The 17,686-nt window shown below is 54.1% G+C and carries 19 protein-coding genes; all 19 read left to right on the top strand.

The window, feature by feature from the left end; genetic code table 11:
* The first annotated feature begins 81 nt into the window (after nt 1-81).
* On the top strand, nt 82-2,142 hold the full coding sequence (locus EH198_RS08915) for an alkaline phosphatase family protein (RefSeq protein WP_124695183.1): 2,061 nt from the start codon (nt 82-84) through the stop codon (nt 2,140-2,142).
* A 143-nt stretch (nt 2,143-2,285) separates the two neighbouring features.
* Nucleotides 2,286-3,206, top strand: a complete 921-nt coding sequence (locus EH198_RS08920) for a LysR family transcriptional regulator (protein ID WP_221621500.1) — start codon at nt 2,286-2,288, stop codon at nt 3,204-3,206.
* Complete coding sequence (locus EH198_RS08925; RefSeq protein WP_124695185.1) at nt 3,203-3,601, top strand: DMT family transporter; 399 nt, start codon at nt 3,203-3,205, stop codon at nt 3,599-3,601. The genes EH198_RS08920 and EH198_RS08925 overlap by 4 nt, the downstream gene beginning before the upstream one ends.
* On the top strand, nt 3,601-3,915 hold the full coding sequence (locus EH198_RS08930; protein WP_124695186.1) for a DMT family transporter: 315 nt from the start codon (nt 3,601-3,603) through the stop codon (nt 3,913-3,915). The genes EH198_RS08925 and EH198_RS08930 overlap by 1 nt, the downstream gene beginning before the upstream one ends.
* Before the next feature lie 135 nt (nt 3,916-4,050).
* Complete coding sequence (locus tag EH198_RS08935) at nt 4,051-4,896, top strand: ABC transporter permease (protein ID WP_124695187.1); 846 nt, start codon at nt 4,051-4,053, stop codon at nt 4,894-4,896.
* A 53-nt stretch (nt 4,897-4,949) separates the two neighbouring features.
* On the top strand, nt 4,950-6,086 hold the full coding sequence (locus EH198_RS08940) for a taurine ABC transporter substrate-binding protein (protein ID WP_246014157.1): 1,137 nt from the start codon (nt 4,950-4,952) through the stop codon (nt 6,084-6,086).
* A gap of 48 nt (nt 6,087-6,134) precedes the next feature.
* A complete protein-coding gene (locus EH198_RS08945; protein ID WP_124695188.1) occupies nt 6,135-7,034 on the top strand; it encodes an ABC transporter ATP-binding protein in 900 nt (299 codons plus the stop codon).
* Nucleotides 7,035-7,323: 289 nt separating this feature from the next.
* Nucleotides 7,324-8,106, top strand: a complete 783-nt coding sequence (locus EH198_RS08950; protein WP_124695189.1) for a (S)-acetoin forming diacetyl reductase — start codon at nt 7,324-7,326, stop codon at nt 8,104-8,106.
* 68 nt (nt 8,107-8,174) lie between these two features.
* Nucleotides 8,175-9,506: an SPOR domain-containing protein gene (locus EH198_RS08955; RefSeq protein WP_124695190.1), complete on the top strand. Its 1,332-nt coding sequence runs from the start codon at nt 8,175-8,177 to the stop codon at nt 9,504-9,506.
* A 141-nt stretch (nt 9,507-9,647) separates the two neighbouring features.
* On the top strand, nt 9,648-9,893 hold the full coding sequence (locus EH198_RS08960; protein ID WP_124695191.1) for a DUF4321 domain-containing protein: 246 nt from the start codon (nt 9,648-9,650) through the stop codon (nt 9,891-9,893).
* A 30-nt stretch (nt 9,894-9,923) separates the two neighbouring features.
* Nucleotides 9,924-10,640, top strand: a complete 717-nt coding sequence (locus EH198_RS08965; RefSeq protein WP_124695192.1) for a Maf family protein — start codon at nt 9,924-9,926, stop codon at nt 10,638-10,640.
* A gap of 331 nt (nt 10,641-10,971) precedes the next feature.
* Nucleotides 10,972-11,661, top strand: a complete 690-nt coding sequence (gene radC / locus EH198_RS08970; protein WP_124695193.1) for a RadC family protein — start codon at nt 10,972-10,974, stop codon at nt 11,659-11,661.
* A 41-nt stretch (nt 11,662-11,702) separates the two neighbouring features.
* On the top strand, nt 11,703-12,737 hold the full coding sequence (locus tag EH198_RS08975; protein ID WP_124695194.1) for a rod shape-determining protein: 1,035 nt from the start codon (nt 11,703-11,705) through the stop codon (nt 12,735-12,737).
* 65 nt (nt 12,738-12,802) lie between these two features.
* On the top strand, nt 12,803-13,681 hold the full coding sequence (mreC, locus tag EH198_RS08980; RefSeq protein ID WP_124695195.1) for a rod shape-determining protein MreC: 879 nt from the start codon (nt 12,803-12,805) through the stop codon (nt 13,679-13,681).
* Nucleotides 13,678-14,208: a rod shape-determining protein MreD gene (gene mreD, locus EH198_RS08985; RefSeq protein ID WP_124695196.1), complete on the top strand. Its 531-nt coding sequence runs from the start codon at nt 13,678-13,680 to the stop codon at nt 14,206-14,208. The genes mreC and mreD overlap by 4 nt, the downstream gene beginning before the upstream one ends.
* Before the next feature lie 80 nt (nt 14,209-14,288).
* A complete protein-coding gene (locus EH198_RS08990; RefSeq protein ID WP_124695197.1) occupies nt 14,289-14,948 on the top strand; it encodes a septum site-determining protein MinC in 660 nt (219 codons plus the stop codon).
* 4 nt (nt 14,949-14,952) lie between these two features.
* A complete protein-coding gene (gene minD, locus EH198_RS08995; RefSeq protein WP_124695198.1) occupies nt 14,953-15,747 on the top strand; it encodes a septum site-determining protein MinD in 795 nt (264 codons plus the stop codon).
* 195 nt (nt 15,748-15,942) lie between these two features.
* On the top strand, nt 15,943-16,782 hold the full coding sequence (locus EH198_RS09000; protein WP_185702816.1) for a M23 family metallopeptidase: 840 nt from the start codon (nt 15,943-15,945) through the stop codon (nt 16,780-16,782).
* Nucleotides 16,775-17,617 carry a M50 family metallopeptidase gene (locus EH198_RS09005; RefSeq protein ID WP_185702817.1) on the top strand — a complete coding sequence of 281 codons (843 nt, stop codon included), beginning with the start codon at nt 16,775-16,777 and terminating at the stop codon, nt 17,615-17,617. The genes EH198_RS09000 and EH198_RS09005 overlap by 8 nt, the downstream gene beginning before the upstream one ends.
* The last annotated feature ends 69 nt before the right edge of the window (nt 17,618-17,686 follow it).

A 17,686-nucleotide genomic window follows, 5' to 3' on the forward strand; every position in this document is an offset into this window, starting at 1 on the left:
CATCTCACGGCTCTATAATAGGACCATAATATAATTCCTAGTTAACTTATTGGATTATATATTGATGAATGGGGTGGAGACATGGCACAGAACAACGGCAAAGCCAAAAAAGTAATGCTGCTCGGGCTCGACGGCGCGGACCCGACACTCGTTGCGCGTTACATTGCACAGGGGAAACTGCCCAATTTCAAAAAAGCGCTGAATCTCGGGGTATCGACAGAGGATCTCAGCATGCAAAGCGTGCTCCCGGCAATTACTCCGCCCAATTGGGCGTCGATCGCTACAGGCGCTTATCCGAACACGCACGGCATCACCTGCTTTTGGAACCATACGCTCGGCAATGAACTGGATGTGCTCGATTATGGTTTCGATTCCAGCCTGCTGAAGGCCGAAACGATTTGGGAGGCTTATGCGAGAGCGGGCAAGAAGAGCATTATTTTCAATTATCCGACCTCCTGGCCGCCTCAGGTGAAGGACGCGATCTACGTCGACGGGACTAGCATCTATACCAATCTTCGCGGATATATTGATTACGAGAAAATATATGAAGGGGAAACCGGGGATTTTGAATTGATCGAGATTCCGCATATCGTGGACAACACCGGAGCCAACTGCCGCTTCGAAGGCGAGGAGACGACGCAAAAAGCCGAGATCAGCAAGGACACCTACGAAGGCTTCGGCTACACACAGCCGGGACTGGTAACAACGACCCAGGACGGCGAACTCTCCGCCGATGTCCCGACGGCCGATCAGATCAAGACGCCGATTAAGCCGGCATCCGGCTGGAAGCACGCTCCGCAGGGCGCGCGGGAGTTTATTGTTCCGGTCAACGGCGGAGCGGAGCGGCGCTGGGGATTGCTTACTGCCGATGACGGCGTTACGTACAACCGTATTGCCATTTACTCAGCGAAAGAGAGTGAAGTCCCTCTCGGCGAAGCGGCATCCGGTGAATGGAGTGATTGGATTTATGATCGTTATACCATTAACGGCGAAGCTGTTGACGTGGCTTATAAAATCCGTGTGCTGGAGCTTGACCCTTCAGGCGAGAGCTTTACGTTCTATTCCTCCTACGTGCTCGATCTGAAGACGGGAAAATACTTTTACCCGCAGAGCATCGGCGAGGAGCTGTACACCAATGTCGGCCCGATGCTGCAGCCTTCCAATTACAGCCGGTTGAACCCGCAGGCCGACGGCGTGCTGCTGGAGTCGATCAAGGAAATGTACCGCTGGCATGAGGACGCCATCAATTACCTGCTGGACAACAAGGAGTGGGATTTGTTCTACACCCATATGCACGGCATCGACATGTTCATGCACTTCTATCTCGATCATACGCTGGAAGCCGCCTCGCCCGAGTATGAACGCTACCAGGAAATCGTCTATAAAATCTATGAAATCACCGACCATTTTATCGGGGCGCTGCTTGATCGGCTGGACGGCGAAACGGCGATATTCATCGTATCCGATCATGGCGGCGTAGCCAAAAATCCGGAAACCGATCATCCGCTGATCGGCGATATGTGGGGGATCAACGTCGGGATTCTGGGACAACTGGGCTATACGCAGCTTAAGGAAGATGCTTTTGGCGCCAAAGAAATCGACTGGAGCCGCACCACGGCTGTCGCCCAGCGTGCAACCTTCATATATTTGAATGTAAAAGGCAGAGACCCTCAAGGGATTGTCGACCCGGCCGATTATGACAAGACGGTGGAGAAAATTATTGACGATCTGTACAGCTACCGCGATCCGAAGACGGGCAGAAGAGTGATCAGCTTTGCGCTTAACCGCAATGATATGGAAGTTGTCGGTCTCGGCGGAGAGAACAGCGGTGACATCTTTTACATTCTGGAGCCCGACTTTACCCGCTGCCACGGCAACGGCCTCAGTAACCACACCTTGTCGGGATATTCCATGAAGGCGCTGTTTATCGCACTCGGCGCAGGCGTGAAATCCGGAGAGACGATTGACCGCAAAGTCAAGGTGGTGGATCTTGTGCCGACCATCTGCGAATTGACCGAAACGCCGGTACCTCGGAATGTGGAAGGCGGGGTTATCTATCAAATTTTGAGCGGGGACGGAAGTCCATCGCCGCAGCGGGAAAATGAAGCCGAACAGCCTGTACCTGCCGGATCGGGCGGATAATTCTAATCATCGTCGAAAAATAATAGCCGCAGCAGTTTCGTAATGCGCGGCGCTTCTCCTCTATAATCTTTTTCCTAGTATTCACATTGGATTTATAATATACTATGGATTACTAAAGGGCAAAGAGGGAGGAACGCATGCGTGTGGAACAGCTTTATCATATCGTGGCGATTGCGCAGACGGGTTCGATTTCTCTTGCCGCCGAACGTTCCTACATTTCGCAGCCTGCACTGAGCTCCTCGGTATCCAAGCTGGAGACGGAGCTCGGAATTACGCTCTTCAAACGCACCAATCAGGGGGTACATCCTACGGAAGTTGGAGAAGCGGTTATTAAGAAGGCGATGGAAGCGATCGGCCTGCTGGAAGATATCCGCTCCATCGCCGAGGAGAGCACACAAACACTGACCGGCAGCATTCATTTGGCGGTAGAGCCGTTTATCACCAACTCGATTATGGTCAATACGTTGACCACCTTCAAGAACAGGCACCCCAATGTCAATGTGCTGATGAAGGTGGGAGAATCCAATAACAATCTGCGCGACATCGCGGCGGGCAAAGCCGACTTCGGGGTTCTAATGAAAACCTGTGATCATCCGGAAGAAAAGGATCTGTGCATTAAAGAGCTGTTCGGGGATCAGCTGGTGCTGATGGTCAGCCGGGAGTCGCCTTTGGCGGCCCGTTCGTCGGTGACGCTTGCGGAGGCGATGGCCCAGCCGCTTGTGCTGTACAATACCGAATTCGCCACTGATTGCGGCGTGTCGGAGCTTTTGAGAAAGTATGGCACCTTCCATGCGGCTTACCGGCTCGACAGCTTCCCCATGCTGGAAAAAGTAATTTCCCTGAATGAATGCTCCGCATTCGTTCCGAAGTTCATGAGCGAATACTTTGTCAACCGGGAGAGCATTGTCCCGCTGGACATATCCGACACCCGGCTGGATATTTCCATCGTTCTGGCCTGGAGCAAGCGGCATCATCTGTCGCTGATCGAAAAAGAGATGATGGGGACGATTCAATCGTTCTGTTCGATGTTCGATTTCCCGGTTAAAGGAGCAGAACTTAAATGAAACAAACGCTGCAATGTCCAGTTGGCTCCACTCGGGCCAAGGCGGCCTGGATGGTCGTTATTGCCGGTGGACTGATGGATGTGGTCTGGGCGGTTCTGCTGAATTATTCGCGAGGATTAACCGTACTTTGGCCGAGCGTATTCGCATTGGCCTCCATGACGGTCAGCTATTTATTGTATGTATTGTCGTTAAAGCTTCTGCCGGCCGGAACGGCGTATACGGTATTTACCGGGATCGGAACGGCCGGAACGGGGCTGATCGGCATTCTATTCCTTGACGAGCCCGCCGGCGGCTGGAGAATTTTTTTCATCGGTATACTGCTCTTGGGAATCGTAGGACTGAAGCTTGCGTCCGGATGCGAGACCGTTCAACCAAAGGGCGGTGAACTGATCTGATGGCCTGGATTTGGCTGCTGCTTGCCGGAGCGGTCGAGGTAATCAGCGTTCCGCTGCTTAAGGAATGGCAAAGACGGAGACAGAAGGGATGGGCCACGGCAGCAATTGCCGCTCTGGCGCTAAGCGTCTATGCGCTTTCCCAGTCGCTGTCTTCCATCCCGGTCGGAACGGCTTATGCGGTATGGACCGGAATCGGCTCCACGGGAGCCATTGCAACCGGCATTTTCCTGTATGGAGAATCTGTAAATCCGCTGAAGCTGGCATGCATGGTTTTGATCGTCGTGGGAATGGTCGGGCTCAAGCTGACCTCGTAACAATAATGATATCTTCAAGCCTACCGGACAACTGGAGGCCTTCCGCTTAAATCAGCTTCAGACTGCAAGTCTGCAGCGATAGAGGAAGGCCTTTCCTCATGTTGGAGCTGGAATGGGGAAAGGGACGAAAATATGATGCAGACAAAGATACGGGAAACCGGGACAAGAGAACGAAGAAACGGCAAATCAGACCGACCGGTCCATCCATCTTTCACAGTAAAGTGGTTGTACCGCTGTATTTCCGTCGGATCACTGCTGGCCGCAGCACTGATCTGGGCGCTGGCAAGCGGCCGGGGCTGGGTGAATCCCCTGTTTCTCCCTTCTCCGCATACGGTCTGGGCCGCCTTCACGGATATCCTTCATGAGGGGTACAAAGGGGTGAGTTTGCTGAGCCATATCGGGGCAAGCATGCGGAGACTGTTTCTGGCTCTTGCCGCCGCTTTCGCAACCGCGGTGCCGCTGGGCATTTTATGCGGCCGCTACCGCTGGCTTCGGGCGATCTTTGATCCGTTTATCGAATTTTACCGCCCGCTCCCGCCGCTGGCCTATTACACGCTGCTGGTTCTCTGGTTCGGCATTACCGATGTGTCCAAAGTCATTCTGTTGTTCCTGGGGGCGTTCGCGCCGTTGTTCATAACTTCCGTATTCAGCGTCCAGCGTCTGGGCGGCGAAGTGATTAACGGGGCCAAATCGCTTGGCGCAAAGGGCTGGAAGCTCTATGTTTTTGTCATCTTCCCGTCCATCCTCCCCGAGCTTCTGACCGGGCTGCGTACCGCCGTCGGCATCAGCTACGCCACACTGGTAGCCGCGGAGATGGTGGCCGCCGTGTCCGGCGTCGGCTGGATGGTGCTGGACGCCAGCAAATTTCTGCGAAGCGATATTATGTATCTCGGCATTATTATCATGGCGCTGATCGCGATTGTTATCGATCTGTGCATCCGCGGTCTGATCCGGCGCGTGTCGCCATGGATCGAGCAATAGAAAGGTTCACGCAGTTGATGTACTAGACGTACTAAAGGGAGAGAAAACAGGAAATGAAACAACCTAATAAATTTAAATGGATCTTTGCACTCAGTCTATTTGCCATGCTGCTCGTACTATCGGCCTGCGGGAACAATAGCGGAACGGCAAGCGGCAATACTGCCGGGGATGCAGCGGCAAGCGCAGCGCCTTCCCCGGAAAATTCGGCCGGACCATCGGCGGCGGCTTCGTCGGACCCGGCGGGCGCGTCAACAGGAGAACTGCCCAAAGAAGTCCGCATCGGTTACCAGGTGTCACCAAACGGTGAGCTTCTGGCGAAAGCGCTCGGCCTGCTTGAGAAAAAATATCCCGACATCAAAATATCCTGGCTGAAATTCGATTCCGGGCGTGATGTCAATGTGGCGGCCGCCAGCGGCGGCATCGACTTCGGACTGGTCGGTACTCCTCCCGGATCTTCGGGCATTGCTCAGGGACTTCCATACCAGATCTATTACATTCATGACGTTATTGGCAAGAGTGAAGCGTTGGTCGTCAAGAAGGATTCCGGCATCAAGTCGCTTCAGGATCTGAAAGGCCATAAAATCGCGACTACCTTCGGCTCCACTTCCCATTTCAGTCTTCTGTCCGCGCTGAAGCAGGAGAACATCGACCCGTCCACGATTACCATCCTCGATATGCAGGCACCCGATATTGTCGCCGCATGGCAAAGGGGAGACATTGACGGCGCTTATACCTGGCAGCCGAGCCAGTCTAAGCTGACCGAGGACGGCGGTGAAGTGATTATCAGCTCTGCCGAGGTAGCAGCCAAGGGCGGCATAACCGGAGAGTTCGGCGTTGTCCTCAAGGATTTTGTCGACAAGTATCCGGATTTCGTCAAAGGATATATCTCCGTGCTGGATGAAGCAGTGAAAACCTACCGCGAGCATCCGCAGGAATCGGCGCAGGCGCTGTCCAAGGAACTGGGATTAACGCCGGAAGCTACTCTCCAAGCGATGAATGAAATCATCGTACTTGACGCTTCCCAGCAGACCTCGCCGGAATATATGGGGACACCGGACAAGCCGGGAGCATTCGGCCAACTGCTGAAAGACACCGGAGATTTTCTGGTGGAGCAGAAATCGATTACGGCTTCACCGGATTTATCCGTATATCAACAAGCGCTGCGAAACGACCTTTATCCAGTCAACTAATCCAAGTCCGTCGGTCAGTTATTTTAGCTTCAAGGAAGGAGAGGCACTATGATCTTGGAGGAGCAGCTAGGCGGTCAGGAGATATTGAACGCAGGAGTTTACGGGGAAAATGGACAAACATCGGAGGGCGCAACCTCCGCCCGGGATGCATCCTCGGATTCAGAGGCCTTGACTGACCGGAGGCACGGTATTGTGCTTGAGGGAATCGGGTTGTCCTACCGCGGCGGAAAGGTCCTCAAGCAGGCGCTTGACGACATCAATATGAAGCTTGAACCGGGCGAGCTTGTGGTGGTATTGGGTCCCTCCGGGTGCGGAAAAACCTCGCTGTTGAACATCATCGCCGGATATCTGCGGCCCACCCGGGGGATGATCACCATTAACGGACAGCGCCATACCGCGCCCGATTCCGATGTGGGTGTCGTCTTTCAGCAGGCGAATCTGTTTCCGTGGCTGTCGCTTGCCCGGAATATCGAGTTCGGCCTGCGGATGAAGGGCATGCCCAAGGCCCGGCGTAAGGAACGGGTGGCGTACTTTCTGGAAATGATGGGTCTGACCTCTTCGGCGGGTATGCTGCCGCATCAACTGTCAGGTGGCATGAAGCAGCGGGCCGCCATTGCCCGAACGCTCGCGACCGAGCCGGAAATCGTCCTGCTGGATGAACCCTTCAGCGCTCTCGACGCCCTAACCCGGGAGAACATGCAGGCGCATTTGCGCCAGATTTGGAGCCGGACGGGGAAGTGCATGTTTTTCATCACCCACGATGTGGACGAAGCGCTGCTTCTGGCCAGCCGCCTTGTCGTTATGCATCCCGGACCGGGCCGGATTGTGGAGGATTTCGCCAATCCGCTCACAACCGGAGACACGCAGCGTCCATTCAGCGAGATCCGGGCCAGCCAGGAATATACCGTATTGCGGCAGTTTTTGGTCTCGCGAATCGGTGGACATTAGGCGGTCAACGGTCACAAGATGAACCCAATTGGAGGACGCCCGCTTTCCTGAGTTTAAGGAAGCCGGGGGTCCTTTTCTCATTCTTGGTTGGAAGCCAGCTGAGATTAGAACAAACTGTATCAGACTTGTTAAGACTTATTGAAAATTATTTGATGTTTTTCTGAAAATCGTCCTGTTTTTTTGCCTTATTTTCCCAGAGTGCTATAGTAGTTAAAGGCAAATAGTACTGATCGTTTGCCGTGCTATCTAATTCTTTCAAAATTTATACGTACAAAGGAGATGCACGAAAATGAGTAGAGTTGACGGAAAAGTGGCGTTGGTGACTGGCGGAGGACAAGGAATTGGCCGGGCTATCGCGCTTCGGCTTAGTCAAGACGGATTTGCTGTTGCTGTAGTGGACCTGAATGAGGACAATGCGAAAAAAGTCGCTGGGGAAATCGAAGCGGCAGGCGGTCGCTCCATTGCGCTGAAGGCCGATGTCTCGAGCCGTGATCAGGTATTTTCCGCAGTGGAGGAGACGGCTGCGAAGCTGGGAGGTTTCGATGTTATTGTCAATAACGCCGGTATTGCGCCTGTAAAAATGCTTGAAGAAGTAACGATCGAGGACTTGGACAAAGTATTTCATATCAATGTGGCCAGCGTCGTCTGGGGAATTCAGGCTGCGACGGCCAAGCTGAAAGAACTGGGACATGGGGGCAAAATCGTCAATGCCTCTTCGCAGGCAGGCCATGTTGGCAATGCGAGTCTCAGCGTATACTCCGCTTCGAAATTCGCGGTGCGTTCGCTGACGCAGACCGCCGCTCAGGAGCTGGCGAAATACGGAATCACCGTAAACGCATATTGCCCCGGTATTGTTCAGACGCCAATGTGGGGGTCTATCGATAAACAAATCACAAGCTCCAAAGGAGAAGAGCAAGGCGAAGCAACCAAGGAGTTCGGCAGCAAAATCACGCTCGGACGCCTGTCAACGCCGGAGGATGTCGCTGCTTTTGTTTCCTTCCTGGCAGGGCCTGATTCGGATTATATGACCGGTCAATCGCCGCTGATTGACGGCGGGATGGTTTTCCTGTAATCATACGCATACTTCTCTACCGTCTATCATATCTTTTCTTATAGACTGGACAAGGTGAGGTGGACGGATTGAGTAACGGTAGAATGACGTTCCGGTTCGATGCCGGAAAGGACAAGCCGAGGGAGCTTCAGCCGGAATCCGGACCGGACAAGGCGAAGCTGGAACAGCAGGCGGAAGTATACAGCCTGGACGAGGTCCGGCGTACGGCCGGGGGAAGCCGGTCGGGCAGAACCTTGGACCCTATACATCCACGGGGCAGATTGCAGGATCGGGAATATCGGTTGGAGGAGCTGGAACAGGCTTACAACAATAACAAGAAAACCGCCGGCAGCGGCGTAGATCCGGACGACTGGGACGATGGCAACCGAGATGGACAGGACAGTGAAGGCGCTGAGGACAGAGAGCTGCTGCGCGATTCGTTTCTTCGCTCCCGGAGGATCGGAGATTTCCGGGAGGGACAGCCGGAAACTGATGTGAGCTATGCCGATTTCGATTACGGCTCTCCGGCGTTCACGGAAGATGATAGTCCGCCGGCTAAAGGTCCTTTGGGGGAATGGCCGGAGGATCCGGAAGACGCCGGCGGGGGATACTACACAACCCGGCGTTCCTCTTCCTGGTGGAAGTTCCCGGCTTCGGTCGCGGGCGCCATCGGCATCGGCTTAATGCTTGGATATGCCGCGCTGACTTTTATCGGCGGAGTCCATAACGGCGATTCCGCGGATACGGCATCGTCAAATTCAGCCGTGGGTCAGCATACCGCGGGCAATGCGGCAACCGCCCCGGCGGTTCCCGTACAGGTGGCGGCGCAGAGCTATTATCTGCTCCAGTACGGGGTGTTCAGCACACCGGAAGGAGCGGCGCAGGCGAAGCAGGAGCTGGTGAGCGCCGGACTGGCCGCCGGAATCGACCCGGAGGACGGCAACCGGGTGTACGCCGGACTGTCATCCGACCGGGAGCAGGCGAAGCTGCTCGGGAGCAGGCTGGAGGCGCAGGGCATTGATCTGTATGTTAAGGAAGTAACGCTTCCAAACGAAAGCAGGCTTCTATATACCGGAGACGGTGAAACGGTGACCCAGTATTTTGAAGCCAGCGGAGCGCTGCTCGGCGAGCTTAGCTCACTCTCTGCGACGCTGCTTGGCGGCGATACGGCGGCGGACACGACGAAGGTAAGCGATCTCCATCTGCAGTGGACGGAAGCGGTGAAGGCGCTGGAAGCGGGACTGCCTCCCAAGGAACAGGCTGTAGCCAAGGAACTGGAGAAATCCGTAAGCCAGGGTGTATCGGCGATGAACGAATATGGCAAAAGCAAGGCCGACGGCCTGCTCTGGGAAGTGCAGTCTTCCATGCTCGAAATGCTCAGCGGCCAAAAACGGCTGATGGCCGCAATGGAACAAGGTTAGACAGTACCGGTTATGATCATGCGTTGACCGAATCCGGCGCGGAGGGGAGGGATCTCATTCCGCGCCGGATTTTGCGTTGTATTTCACCGTCTTTTCACCGTATAATAATGAAGATGTCACAAAGGTGAGGGAAGACGGTCGATGAAGAAGAAAAATGTAGGTACGCTTCTGTTGTTTCTGATTCTGGGCTGGCTGGCCGGCTCCTGGATCGCCAGGCTGCTGCAGCCGGTTAAAGCTCTGTCATTCCTGACAAAGTCAACTTTGATCAAATGGTCGCCGCAAGCCGACTTGGACATCATCAGCTATGACATTACGATTCGGTTGAAGCTATGTCTGCTCAGTCTGGTCGGCATTATTATAGCCGTTTGGCTGTACCGCAGAAAATAGCCGTTTAGCCTATGGAAAGGATAATATGACGTGAACGACAACAGCATAACTCCGATCATTCTTGCTTCCGGTTCGCCTCGCCGCCGGGAGCTTTTATCATTACTGGGCCTTCCCCTTGAGGTTATGCCGAGTGAAGCGGATGAGAGCTTCCCGCCGGAATGGGAGCCTGAACGCATCGTAAGCGAGCTTGCTCTCCGCAAGGCGGAAGCGGTTCATCCGCTGGCGGGCGAACGGGACGCCATCATCGTCGGAAGCGATACGATTGTCGTCTTGGACGGCCGGGTTCTCGGCAAGCCGGTTGATGCGGAAGACAGCAAGGTTATGCTGGCCGCCCTGCAGGGAAGAAGCCATAAGGTATATACGGGCGTGGCCTGCATCAAACTTGGGGACGGCAGGAATGATACTCTTCGGCCGGAAGTCACAGATAATAGCGGCAGCCAATCGGTGCGGCTGGGGGACCTTGGACAATACAGCGTTCTCTCGGAATCGCCTGATGGCGAGCCTGTCGTTATGGCCGGTTATACGGAAAGCAAGGTCACGTTCCGGCCGATGTCGGGGGAAGAAATCGACGATTATATCAAGACGGGTGAGCCTCTGGATAAGGCGGGTTCGTATGGGATACAGGGGATTGGGTCCGTTTTTGTTGAGAAGATTGAAGGCGACTTTTACAGCGTAATGGGGCTTCCTCTGAATCTGCTGTATCAAATGCTGCTGAAATACAACGTCTGTCCTTTCAAAATCGGCTAAGGCGCAGGCAGGACACAAACGGCCGGCGGAGCCCGGCTGAACTGCAGCATTTCGGAAACGGCTTCCGAAGGATGCGTTAATCCATGGACTCTTTCATGCCGGTACAACGGTCTGGAGGAGTCTTTTTGCATCGCTTGATGCCGTGATTTGGTAATCCTTCCCCCGCCCGATTTATATTTGTATTGAGCAGGCTTTACCCGTATAATGATTGAGGGTGTAAGATACTGGCGTTGCCTGAAGGGATTTCGGGCTTGTCCGGTATTATAAGCTATGAACTATCACATTATACAGCAATACCGTGTTATCTGCGGCTGAAAGGAAGAGAACAGGGATGGAATCGTCGACGTTTATGCTGCGAGACCTTCCCCATGAAGAACGACCTAGAGAGCGCATGATGCAATATGGGGCGGAATCACTCAGCCAGACCGAACTGCTGGCTATTCTGCTGCGGACGGGAACCCGCCGGGAATCGGCGATTCATGTCGCGCAGCGCATATTGGGACAGGTAGGCGGTCTTCGCCGTCTGGCCGACCTTAGCATTGAAGAAATGATGCAAATTAAAGGAATCGGTCCCGCCAAAGCCGTACAGCTGAAGGCCGGTATGGAGCTGGGACGCCGGATGGCGAATACGAGGCTGGATCAGCCGGTTACGATTCGCAGCCCGCATGATGCGGCGGACATTTTGACCGAGCAGCTTCGTTATCTGCAGAAGGAGCACTTTGTCTGCCTGTTTTTGAATACAAAAAATCACGTAATTGCGCAGGAAACGCTGTCAATGGGCAGTCTAAACGCCTCCATTGTTCATCCCAGAGAGGTGTTTCGGGCAGCCATCAAATGCAGCAGCGCTTCCATTATATGTGCGCATAACCATCCCAGCGGGGACCCGACGCCGAGTCCGGAGGATATTGCTTTGACCCGGAGACTGCTTGATGCGGGAGAAATTGTCGGAATCGACGTGCTCGACCATCTGATTATCGGCGATGACGGATTTATCAGCATGAAGGAACAAGGTCTTATGTAAAATTAAACGATGCACATTGACAGGGAAAGGGAGTTTACAGCATGTTAGGTGGCTTTACAAAAGATTTGGGAATCGACTTGGGAACGGCAAATACACTGGTTTACGTCCGCGGGAAAGGCATTGTGGTCAGAGAGCCTTCCGTTGTGGCGATCCGTACCGATACGAAAACGATTGAAGCCGTAGGGGAATCCGCCAAAAAAATGATCGGCCGCACGCCGGGGAACATTCGCGCCATCCGTCCTATGAAGGACGGGGTTATCGCCGATTTCGATACAACCGCTACGATGATTAAATACTTTATTCGCCAGGCTCAGAAGCAGCGGTCCATGTTCCAGCGCCATCCGAACGTCATGGTGTGCGTTCCTTCCGGCATTACCGCTGTGGAGCAGCGCGCCGTGGAAGATGCGACCAAGCAGGCGGGCGCCCGCGAGGCGTATATCATCGAGGAGCCGTTCGCGGCCGCGATAGGAGCCGACCTGCCGGTATGGGAACCGACGGGCAGCATGGTCGTTGATATCGGCGGAGGAACGACGGAGGTTGCCGTCATTTCGCTCGGCGGAATTGTGACCAGCCGGTCCGTTCGTGTGGCCGGAGACGAAATGGACGAGTCGATTATCCAATACATTAAGCGTCAGTACAACCTCATGATCGGGGAACGTACCGCCGAACAACTGAAGATGGACGTTGGCTCCGCTATGCCGCTGGAAAAGGCGGAGACGATGGAAATCCGCGGACGGGACCTTGTGACCGGACTGCCTAAGACGCTCACCATCACATCGGATGAGATTTCCGAAGCGCTGGCCGATACGGTCAATGCGATTACTGAAGCAGTCAAGGTAACGCTGGAGAAATGTCCGCCTGAGCTTGCCGCCGACATTATGGACCGCGGGATTGTTCTGACCGGCGGGGGCGCGCTGCTGCGTAATCTGGATAAGCTGCTGGCGAGCGAGACCGGCATGCCCGTTATCGTAGCGGAGAATCCGCTCGATTGCGTAGCGATCGGAACCGGGAAAGCGCTGGACAATATCCATTTGTTCAAGACCCGGGGCAGCGGATCTTTTCGCACGAAACGGTAAGCAGGTGAGGAGAGGGAAGGACGAAGGGAACCTCTGGAGCGGGAGAGAAAAACGGTTGTTAGAGGGTGTTGAAACTGTTTAAGCTGTTTAGCAATAAGCGACTATTTATACTGTTAATAACACTGGTGCTTTTTATTGTGGTTATGGGCTTCTCTCTCGGAACAAGAAAGTCACTGTCGTGGCCCGAAAACTTCGTCAGGGATACAACCGGTTTTGTGCAGAATCTGTTTTACAAGCCCGCTGGATTCGTAGCGGGCTTGTTTGAAGATATCGGCAATCTGAAGGATCTGGCCGAGGAGAACGAGCGGCTGAAGATCATCGCCGCGCAGTATACCCGGGAGAAGGCCGAGTATAATCTGATAAAGGCCGATAACGAACACTATAAACGGCTGTGGGATTTAACGCAGGCACAGAGAACCAAATACAATTATGAGTATCATTACGCCCAGGTGGTCAGCCTGACGACGGAGCCGAGCAACAATTCGCTGGTTATTGACCTGGGCTCGCGTGATGGAGTTAAGCCGAACATGTCTGTCATCTCCGAGAAAGGCCTTGTGGGCATCATTAGCCAAGTCAGCAATTTCACGTCGACTGTGAAGCTCCTGACCATGATGGACAGCAGCGATCCGAATTCACAGCCGCCGATTGCCGCGACGGTCATTGGCAAAATCGACCAGACGTTCGGCATGGTTGAGCGTTACGACCAGCAGACCGGCAGGCTCATTATGACCCGGATTGACGAGAAAGACCCGATCACTGAGGGAGATACCGTTATATCGTCCGGACTGGGCGGTCTCTATCCGCGGGGACTTACGATCGGGACCGTCGAGAGCGTCGAGGTCGGAGAGTTCGGATTGACCAAAACCGCGGTCATCAAGCCGGCCGCCGAATATGAGGACTGGAAGCAGCTGCTAATCGTCTTTACTCCGGAGGAGCCGCAGTGAGAGCGCACAGGTCGGTCCTAGTTTTGCTGTTGTTTCTGCTGTTTATTCTTCAGGGAGCCGTACTGCCCTGGATTATACCGAATTCATGGGAAATGAGAATTGTCCCGAATCTCGTCTTTATCGTTCTATTATTCATAACGGTTTATCATCACCGGCACACGGCGCTGATGCTGGGGTTAAGCTTCGGCATGCTGCATGATATCATATTTTACGGAAGAATCATCGGAGCCCATTCCTTTGCGATGGGAGTGTCTGCCTATTTGATCGGCCTGATATTCCAGACGCCCCGCGCACCGCTGCCGCTGATGATGACGATCTTACTGCTGGGAAGCTGGCTTGAGGACAGCATCCTGTTCGGCATTTACAGCATTTTCAAGTTGAACCGCGAGCCATACAACTGGGAACTAATGAACCATATGCTGCCTACCATGCTTATTCATTTTGCCCTTGGGCTTCTGCTGTACATTCCTGTCCGCCGTCAGCTTGAGAAGCTGAAGAACGAGACGCACAAGGAAGAGAAGGCGTAAAGGCCGGCGCAATTTCTCTCGGATAAAAGCAGGAACTTGAGGGGCGCGGCACGAATGAATGAGAATGGGGGGAGGGTCAAATGACAGTAAAATCCAAGCATGTACGGATCAAAGGCATCAAGGACGGCCTGGTCTTCCTGTTAGACGACAAATGTCCCTTTGAAGAGATGCTTGGCGAGCTTCGCTACAAGCTGGAGCACAGCCATCAAAATATTTTGACCGGACCTATTGTGCATGTGGATATCAAGATGGGTAAACGCTCGGTGACTGAGGAAGAAAAGGAAGCGGTGCTGGATATTTTGCGCGGACAGGGCAACTTGCTGATTCGGTCGGTCGAGGCGCAGGATTCCGTGAAACCGGGGAACGGAAGCTCACTGTATGTAATGAGCGGAATTCTTCGTTCCGGGCAGGTGCTGAACCATAAGGGAGACTTGCTCTTTCTCGGGGATGTGAATCCCGGCGGCGCGATTACCTGTACAGGAGATATTTTTATTCTCGGGGCTCTGAAAGGCGTGGCTCACGCGGGAGTGGAGGGCAACGAAGGAGCGGTTATCGCGGCTTCCGTGATGGCTCCGACCCAGCTTCGCATAGCCGAGATAATCAGTCGCCCCCCGGATGAATGGGAAACCCGTGAGAGCAGCATGGAGTTCGCTTTTTTGTCGGAAGGTGTCATGCAGATCGACAAAATACACAACATCGTCAAGCTGCGTCGGGATTTAAATGTGTTTAAAGGGGTGTAGCCTCATGGGAGAAGCGATCGTTGTTACCTCCGGCAAAGGCGGCGTGGGCAAGACGACCACAACGGCCAATATTGGAACCGCGCTTGCGCTGCAGGGGAAAAAAGTATGTCTCGTTGATACCGACATCGGGCTGAGAAACCTGGATGTCGTTATGGGACTCGAAAACCGAATCATTTACGATTTGGTGGATGTAGCCGAAGGCCGCTGCCGTCTCGGGCAGGCTTTGGTCAAGGACAAGCGGTTTGACGAGCTGTATATGCTGCCGGCCGCGCAGACAAAGGACAAAACTTCAGTCACCCCGGAACAGGTCAGAGACATCGTGCTGGAACTGAAGAAAGAGTATGAATATATTCTGATCGATTGCCCTGCTGGGATCGAGCACGGCTTCCGCAACGCGATCGCCGGCGCTGACAAGGCGATTGTCGTGACGACGCCCGAGCATGCGGCCGTGCGTGACGCCGACCGTGTGATCGGACTGCTCGAGCAGTCCGAAGTGCAGTCGCCTAAGCTGGTCGTCAACCGCATCCGGCCTGGACTCATTAAATCCGGCGACATGCTGGAAGTCGAGGATATTCTGCAGGTGCTCAATATCGACCTGCTCGGGATCGTGCCGGATGACGAACTGGTGATCAAGGCCGCCAACCTCGGAGAGCCGACGGTTATGAATCCGGATTCGGGCGCAGCCATCGCCTACCGTAATATTGCCCGCCGCATATTGGGCGACGCGGTACCGCTCATGCAGCTGGACCGCAAGCCGGGCACATTCAAGAAGCTGAAGAAATTTTTCGGTCTGGGCTAACGCCTTGGGCCGGAGGCCCCCCGAAACGCATCAGTCCCGGATACCACGTTCTTCAGTGGTCATCCGGGACTGTTTTGTTTTTGCGTCTGGCAATTCACTCATCATGTCCTCTCCTTATCCTCCGAGCGGGCTTGTTCTAAAATACCTTCATTCCCTCATAGGATGGTATAAAACAAGCCCGCCGGAGGGATGGATATGGGTCATAAACCAAACGCAGGGAACTACCGTAAGGAGCATATCCGCAATTTGCCCAACACCAAGCAGGACTTCGCCAAACCGCCGTGGTTCGGCATGCCCGAGGACAGCGGCGCGGACGATTGGCGGGGATTCCGGAACGGGAATACAGGCGAGCCCGATCCCGAAAAGCTTTGGAAAGAGCGGCGCCAGGACTGGAACGATGAGGGGGGACGGGAGAAGCCTCGCTTTTTGTCCGGATTGATCCGTCGAACGGTCATCAGCTGTCTTTTGTTCGGGACGGTATGGGGGATATTCGCGGTGCAGCAGCCCTGGGCCTATCGGGCGCAAAATTTCATAACAGGCGCCCTTAGCAAGGACATGGACTTTACTTCGGTCCGGGCGTGGTACGAACGTTATTTTGACGGCGCTCCGGCATTTATTCCGATGTTTGGGGATAGCGAAACGGCTCGGAAAGCTTCGGTCCATCATAAGCTTGCTCCGCCGTTGACAGGCAGTATTGTCAAGCCGTTCGCTTCTACGCTTAAAGGCGTTGAAATTATACCATCGGCCGGTTCATCCGGAAGCGTAACGGTCAAGAGTGTAGATATGGGAAGGGTGCTGTCCGTTTCTAGAGAAGCGGAAGGAGGCATTCGGGTAACCGTTCAGCACAGCGGCGGAATTACCGCCGAATACGGACATTTAAGCGGAACGAAGCGGAAAGCGGACGACTGGCTTCAAAGCGGAGATACCGTGGGATGGATGGAGGAAACCGGCGCTTCTTCAACCAATCTGCTTTATTTTGCGCTTATACAGGACAAGGCTTATATCGATCCGGCGGAAGAGATCGGCTTTGATTAGGGTCTGGGGCATTTCCTTTTCCCTGCATCCGCTGCTCGTAATCATCATGCTGATTTCCGTGCTTACCGGGCAGTTTCTCGAACTGCTCACGCTTTTTGCCATCGTTCTCGTTCACGAATTGGGTCATGTCTGGGCGGCGCTCCTTGCAGGTGCCACTGTCAAATCGGTGCAGCTGCTCCCCTTCGGGGGAGTCGCGGTACTCGAGGACAACGGGAAGCTGACCGCTTACCGTGAAATCGGAATTGCGCTTGCGGGTCCGCTGCAGAACGTCCTGATGATTCTGTTCGCAGCGGCATTGAGGGAAATGGGCTGGGGCAGCGCCGCTTTTATGACTTATCTCATTCACGCCAATCTTATCATTGCCCTGTTCAATTTACTTCCGATCTTGCCGCTTGACGGAGGGAAAATCGTACAGGCTGCGGTCAGCCTGCAAGCACCTTATTATTCGACTCTGCTGTGGTGCGGAAGAGTTAGTATATTCGCAAGCGCCTTGACGGCCGTGTACGCCCTGCTGCCCTTGGAAAGCGGAGGCGGACTACGGCTTAATCTGCTGATGATCGCCGCTTTTCTGCTATATTCCAATATAACGGACCACCGGAACCTTCCTTTCCGGTTTATGGCTTTTCTCATGAGCCGGGAGGCCGTTTATGAACAACATATGGACAAAGGCACTCCGGCCCGCCCGATAGTTGCGCCTCTTGCGAAACCTTTGGATGATATTTTGCGTCTATTTAAAAGGCACCAGTATCATTTGATTTATGTGCTTGACGCCAAAGGAGGCGTGATGGGGGTCGTACCGGAACAGCGTCTGCTCTCATCTTATTTTGGAATGTGATGGAAGTTATGATTGGCGCTGCTGACGACCCGCTTGAGAGAAGCCGGGTAATTTAGAATGGATAAGCTC

Source organism: Paenibacillus rhizophilus (genome assembly GCF_003854965.1).
Taxonomy (GTDB): Bacteria; Bacillota; Bacilli; order Paenibacillales; family Paenibacillaceae; genus Paenibacillus_AQ; species Paenibacillus_AQ rhizophilus.

Coding starts and splice junctions, on each gene's coding strand:
- EH198_RS08915 (WP_124695183.1), top strand. CDS start 82: ATGGCACAGAACAACGGCAAAGCCAAAAAAGTAATGCTGCTCGGGCTC.
- EH198_RS08925 (WP_124695185.1), top strand. CDS start 3,203: ATGAAACAAACGCTGCAATGTCCAGTTGGCTCCACTCGGGCCAAGGCG.
- EH198_RS08930 (WP_124695186.1), top strand. CDS start 3,601: ATGGCCTGGATTTGGCTGCTGCTTGCCGGAGCGGTCGAGGTAATCAGC.
- EH198_RS08935 (WP_124695187.1), top strand. CDS start 4,051: ATGCAGACAAAGATACGGGAAACCGGGACAAGAGAACGAAGAAACGGC.
- EH198_RS08940 (WP_246014157.1), top strand. CDS start 4,950: ATGAAACAACCTAATAAATTTAAATGGATCTTTGCACTCAGTCTATTT.
- EH198_RS08945 (WP_124695188.1), top strand. CDS start 6,135: ATGATCTTGGAGGAGCAGCTAGGCGGTCAGGAGATATTGAACGCAGGA.
- EH198_RS08950 (WP_124695189.1), top strand. CDS start 7,324: ATGAGTAGAGTTGACGGAAAAGTGGCGTTGGTGACTGGCGGAGGACAA.
- EH198_RS08960 (WP_124695191.1), top strand. CDS start 9,648: ATGAAGAAGAAAAATGTAGGTACGCTTCTGTTGTTTCTGATTCTGGGC.
- radC (WP_124695193.1), top strand. CDS start 10,972: ATGGAATCGTCGACGTTTATGCTGCGAGACCTTCCCCATGAAGAACGA.
- EH198_RS08975 (WP_124695194.1), top strand. CDS start 11,703: ATGTTAGGTGGCTTTACAAAAGATTTGGGAATCGACTTGGGAACGGCA.
- EH198_RS08990 (WP_124695197.1), top strand. CDS start 14,289: ATGACAGTAAAATCCAAGCATGTACGGATCAAAGGCATCAAGGACGGC.
- minD (WP_124695198.1), top strand. CDS start 14,953: ATGGGAGAAGCGATCGTTGTTACCTCCGGCAAAGGCGGCGTGGGCAAG.
- EH198_RS09000 (WP_185702816.1), top strand. CDS start 15,943: ATGGGTCATAAACCAAACGCAGGGAACTACCGTAAGGAGCATATCCGC.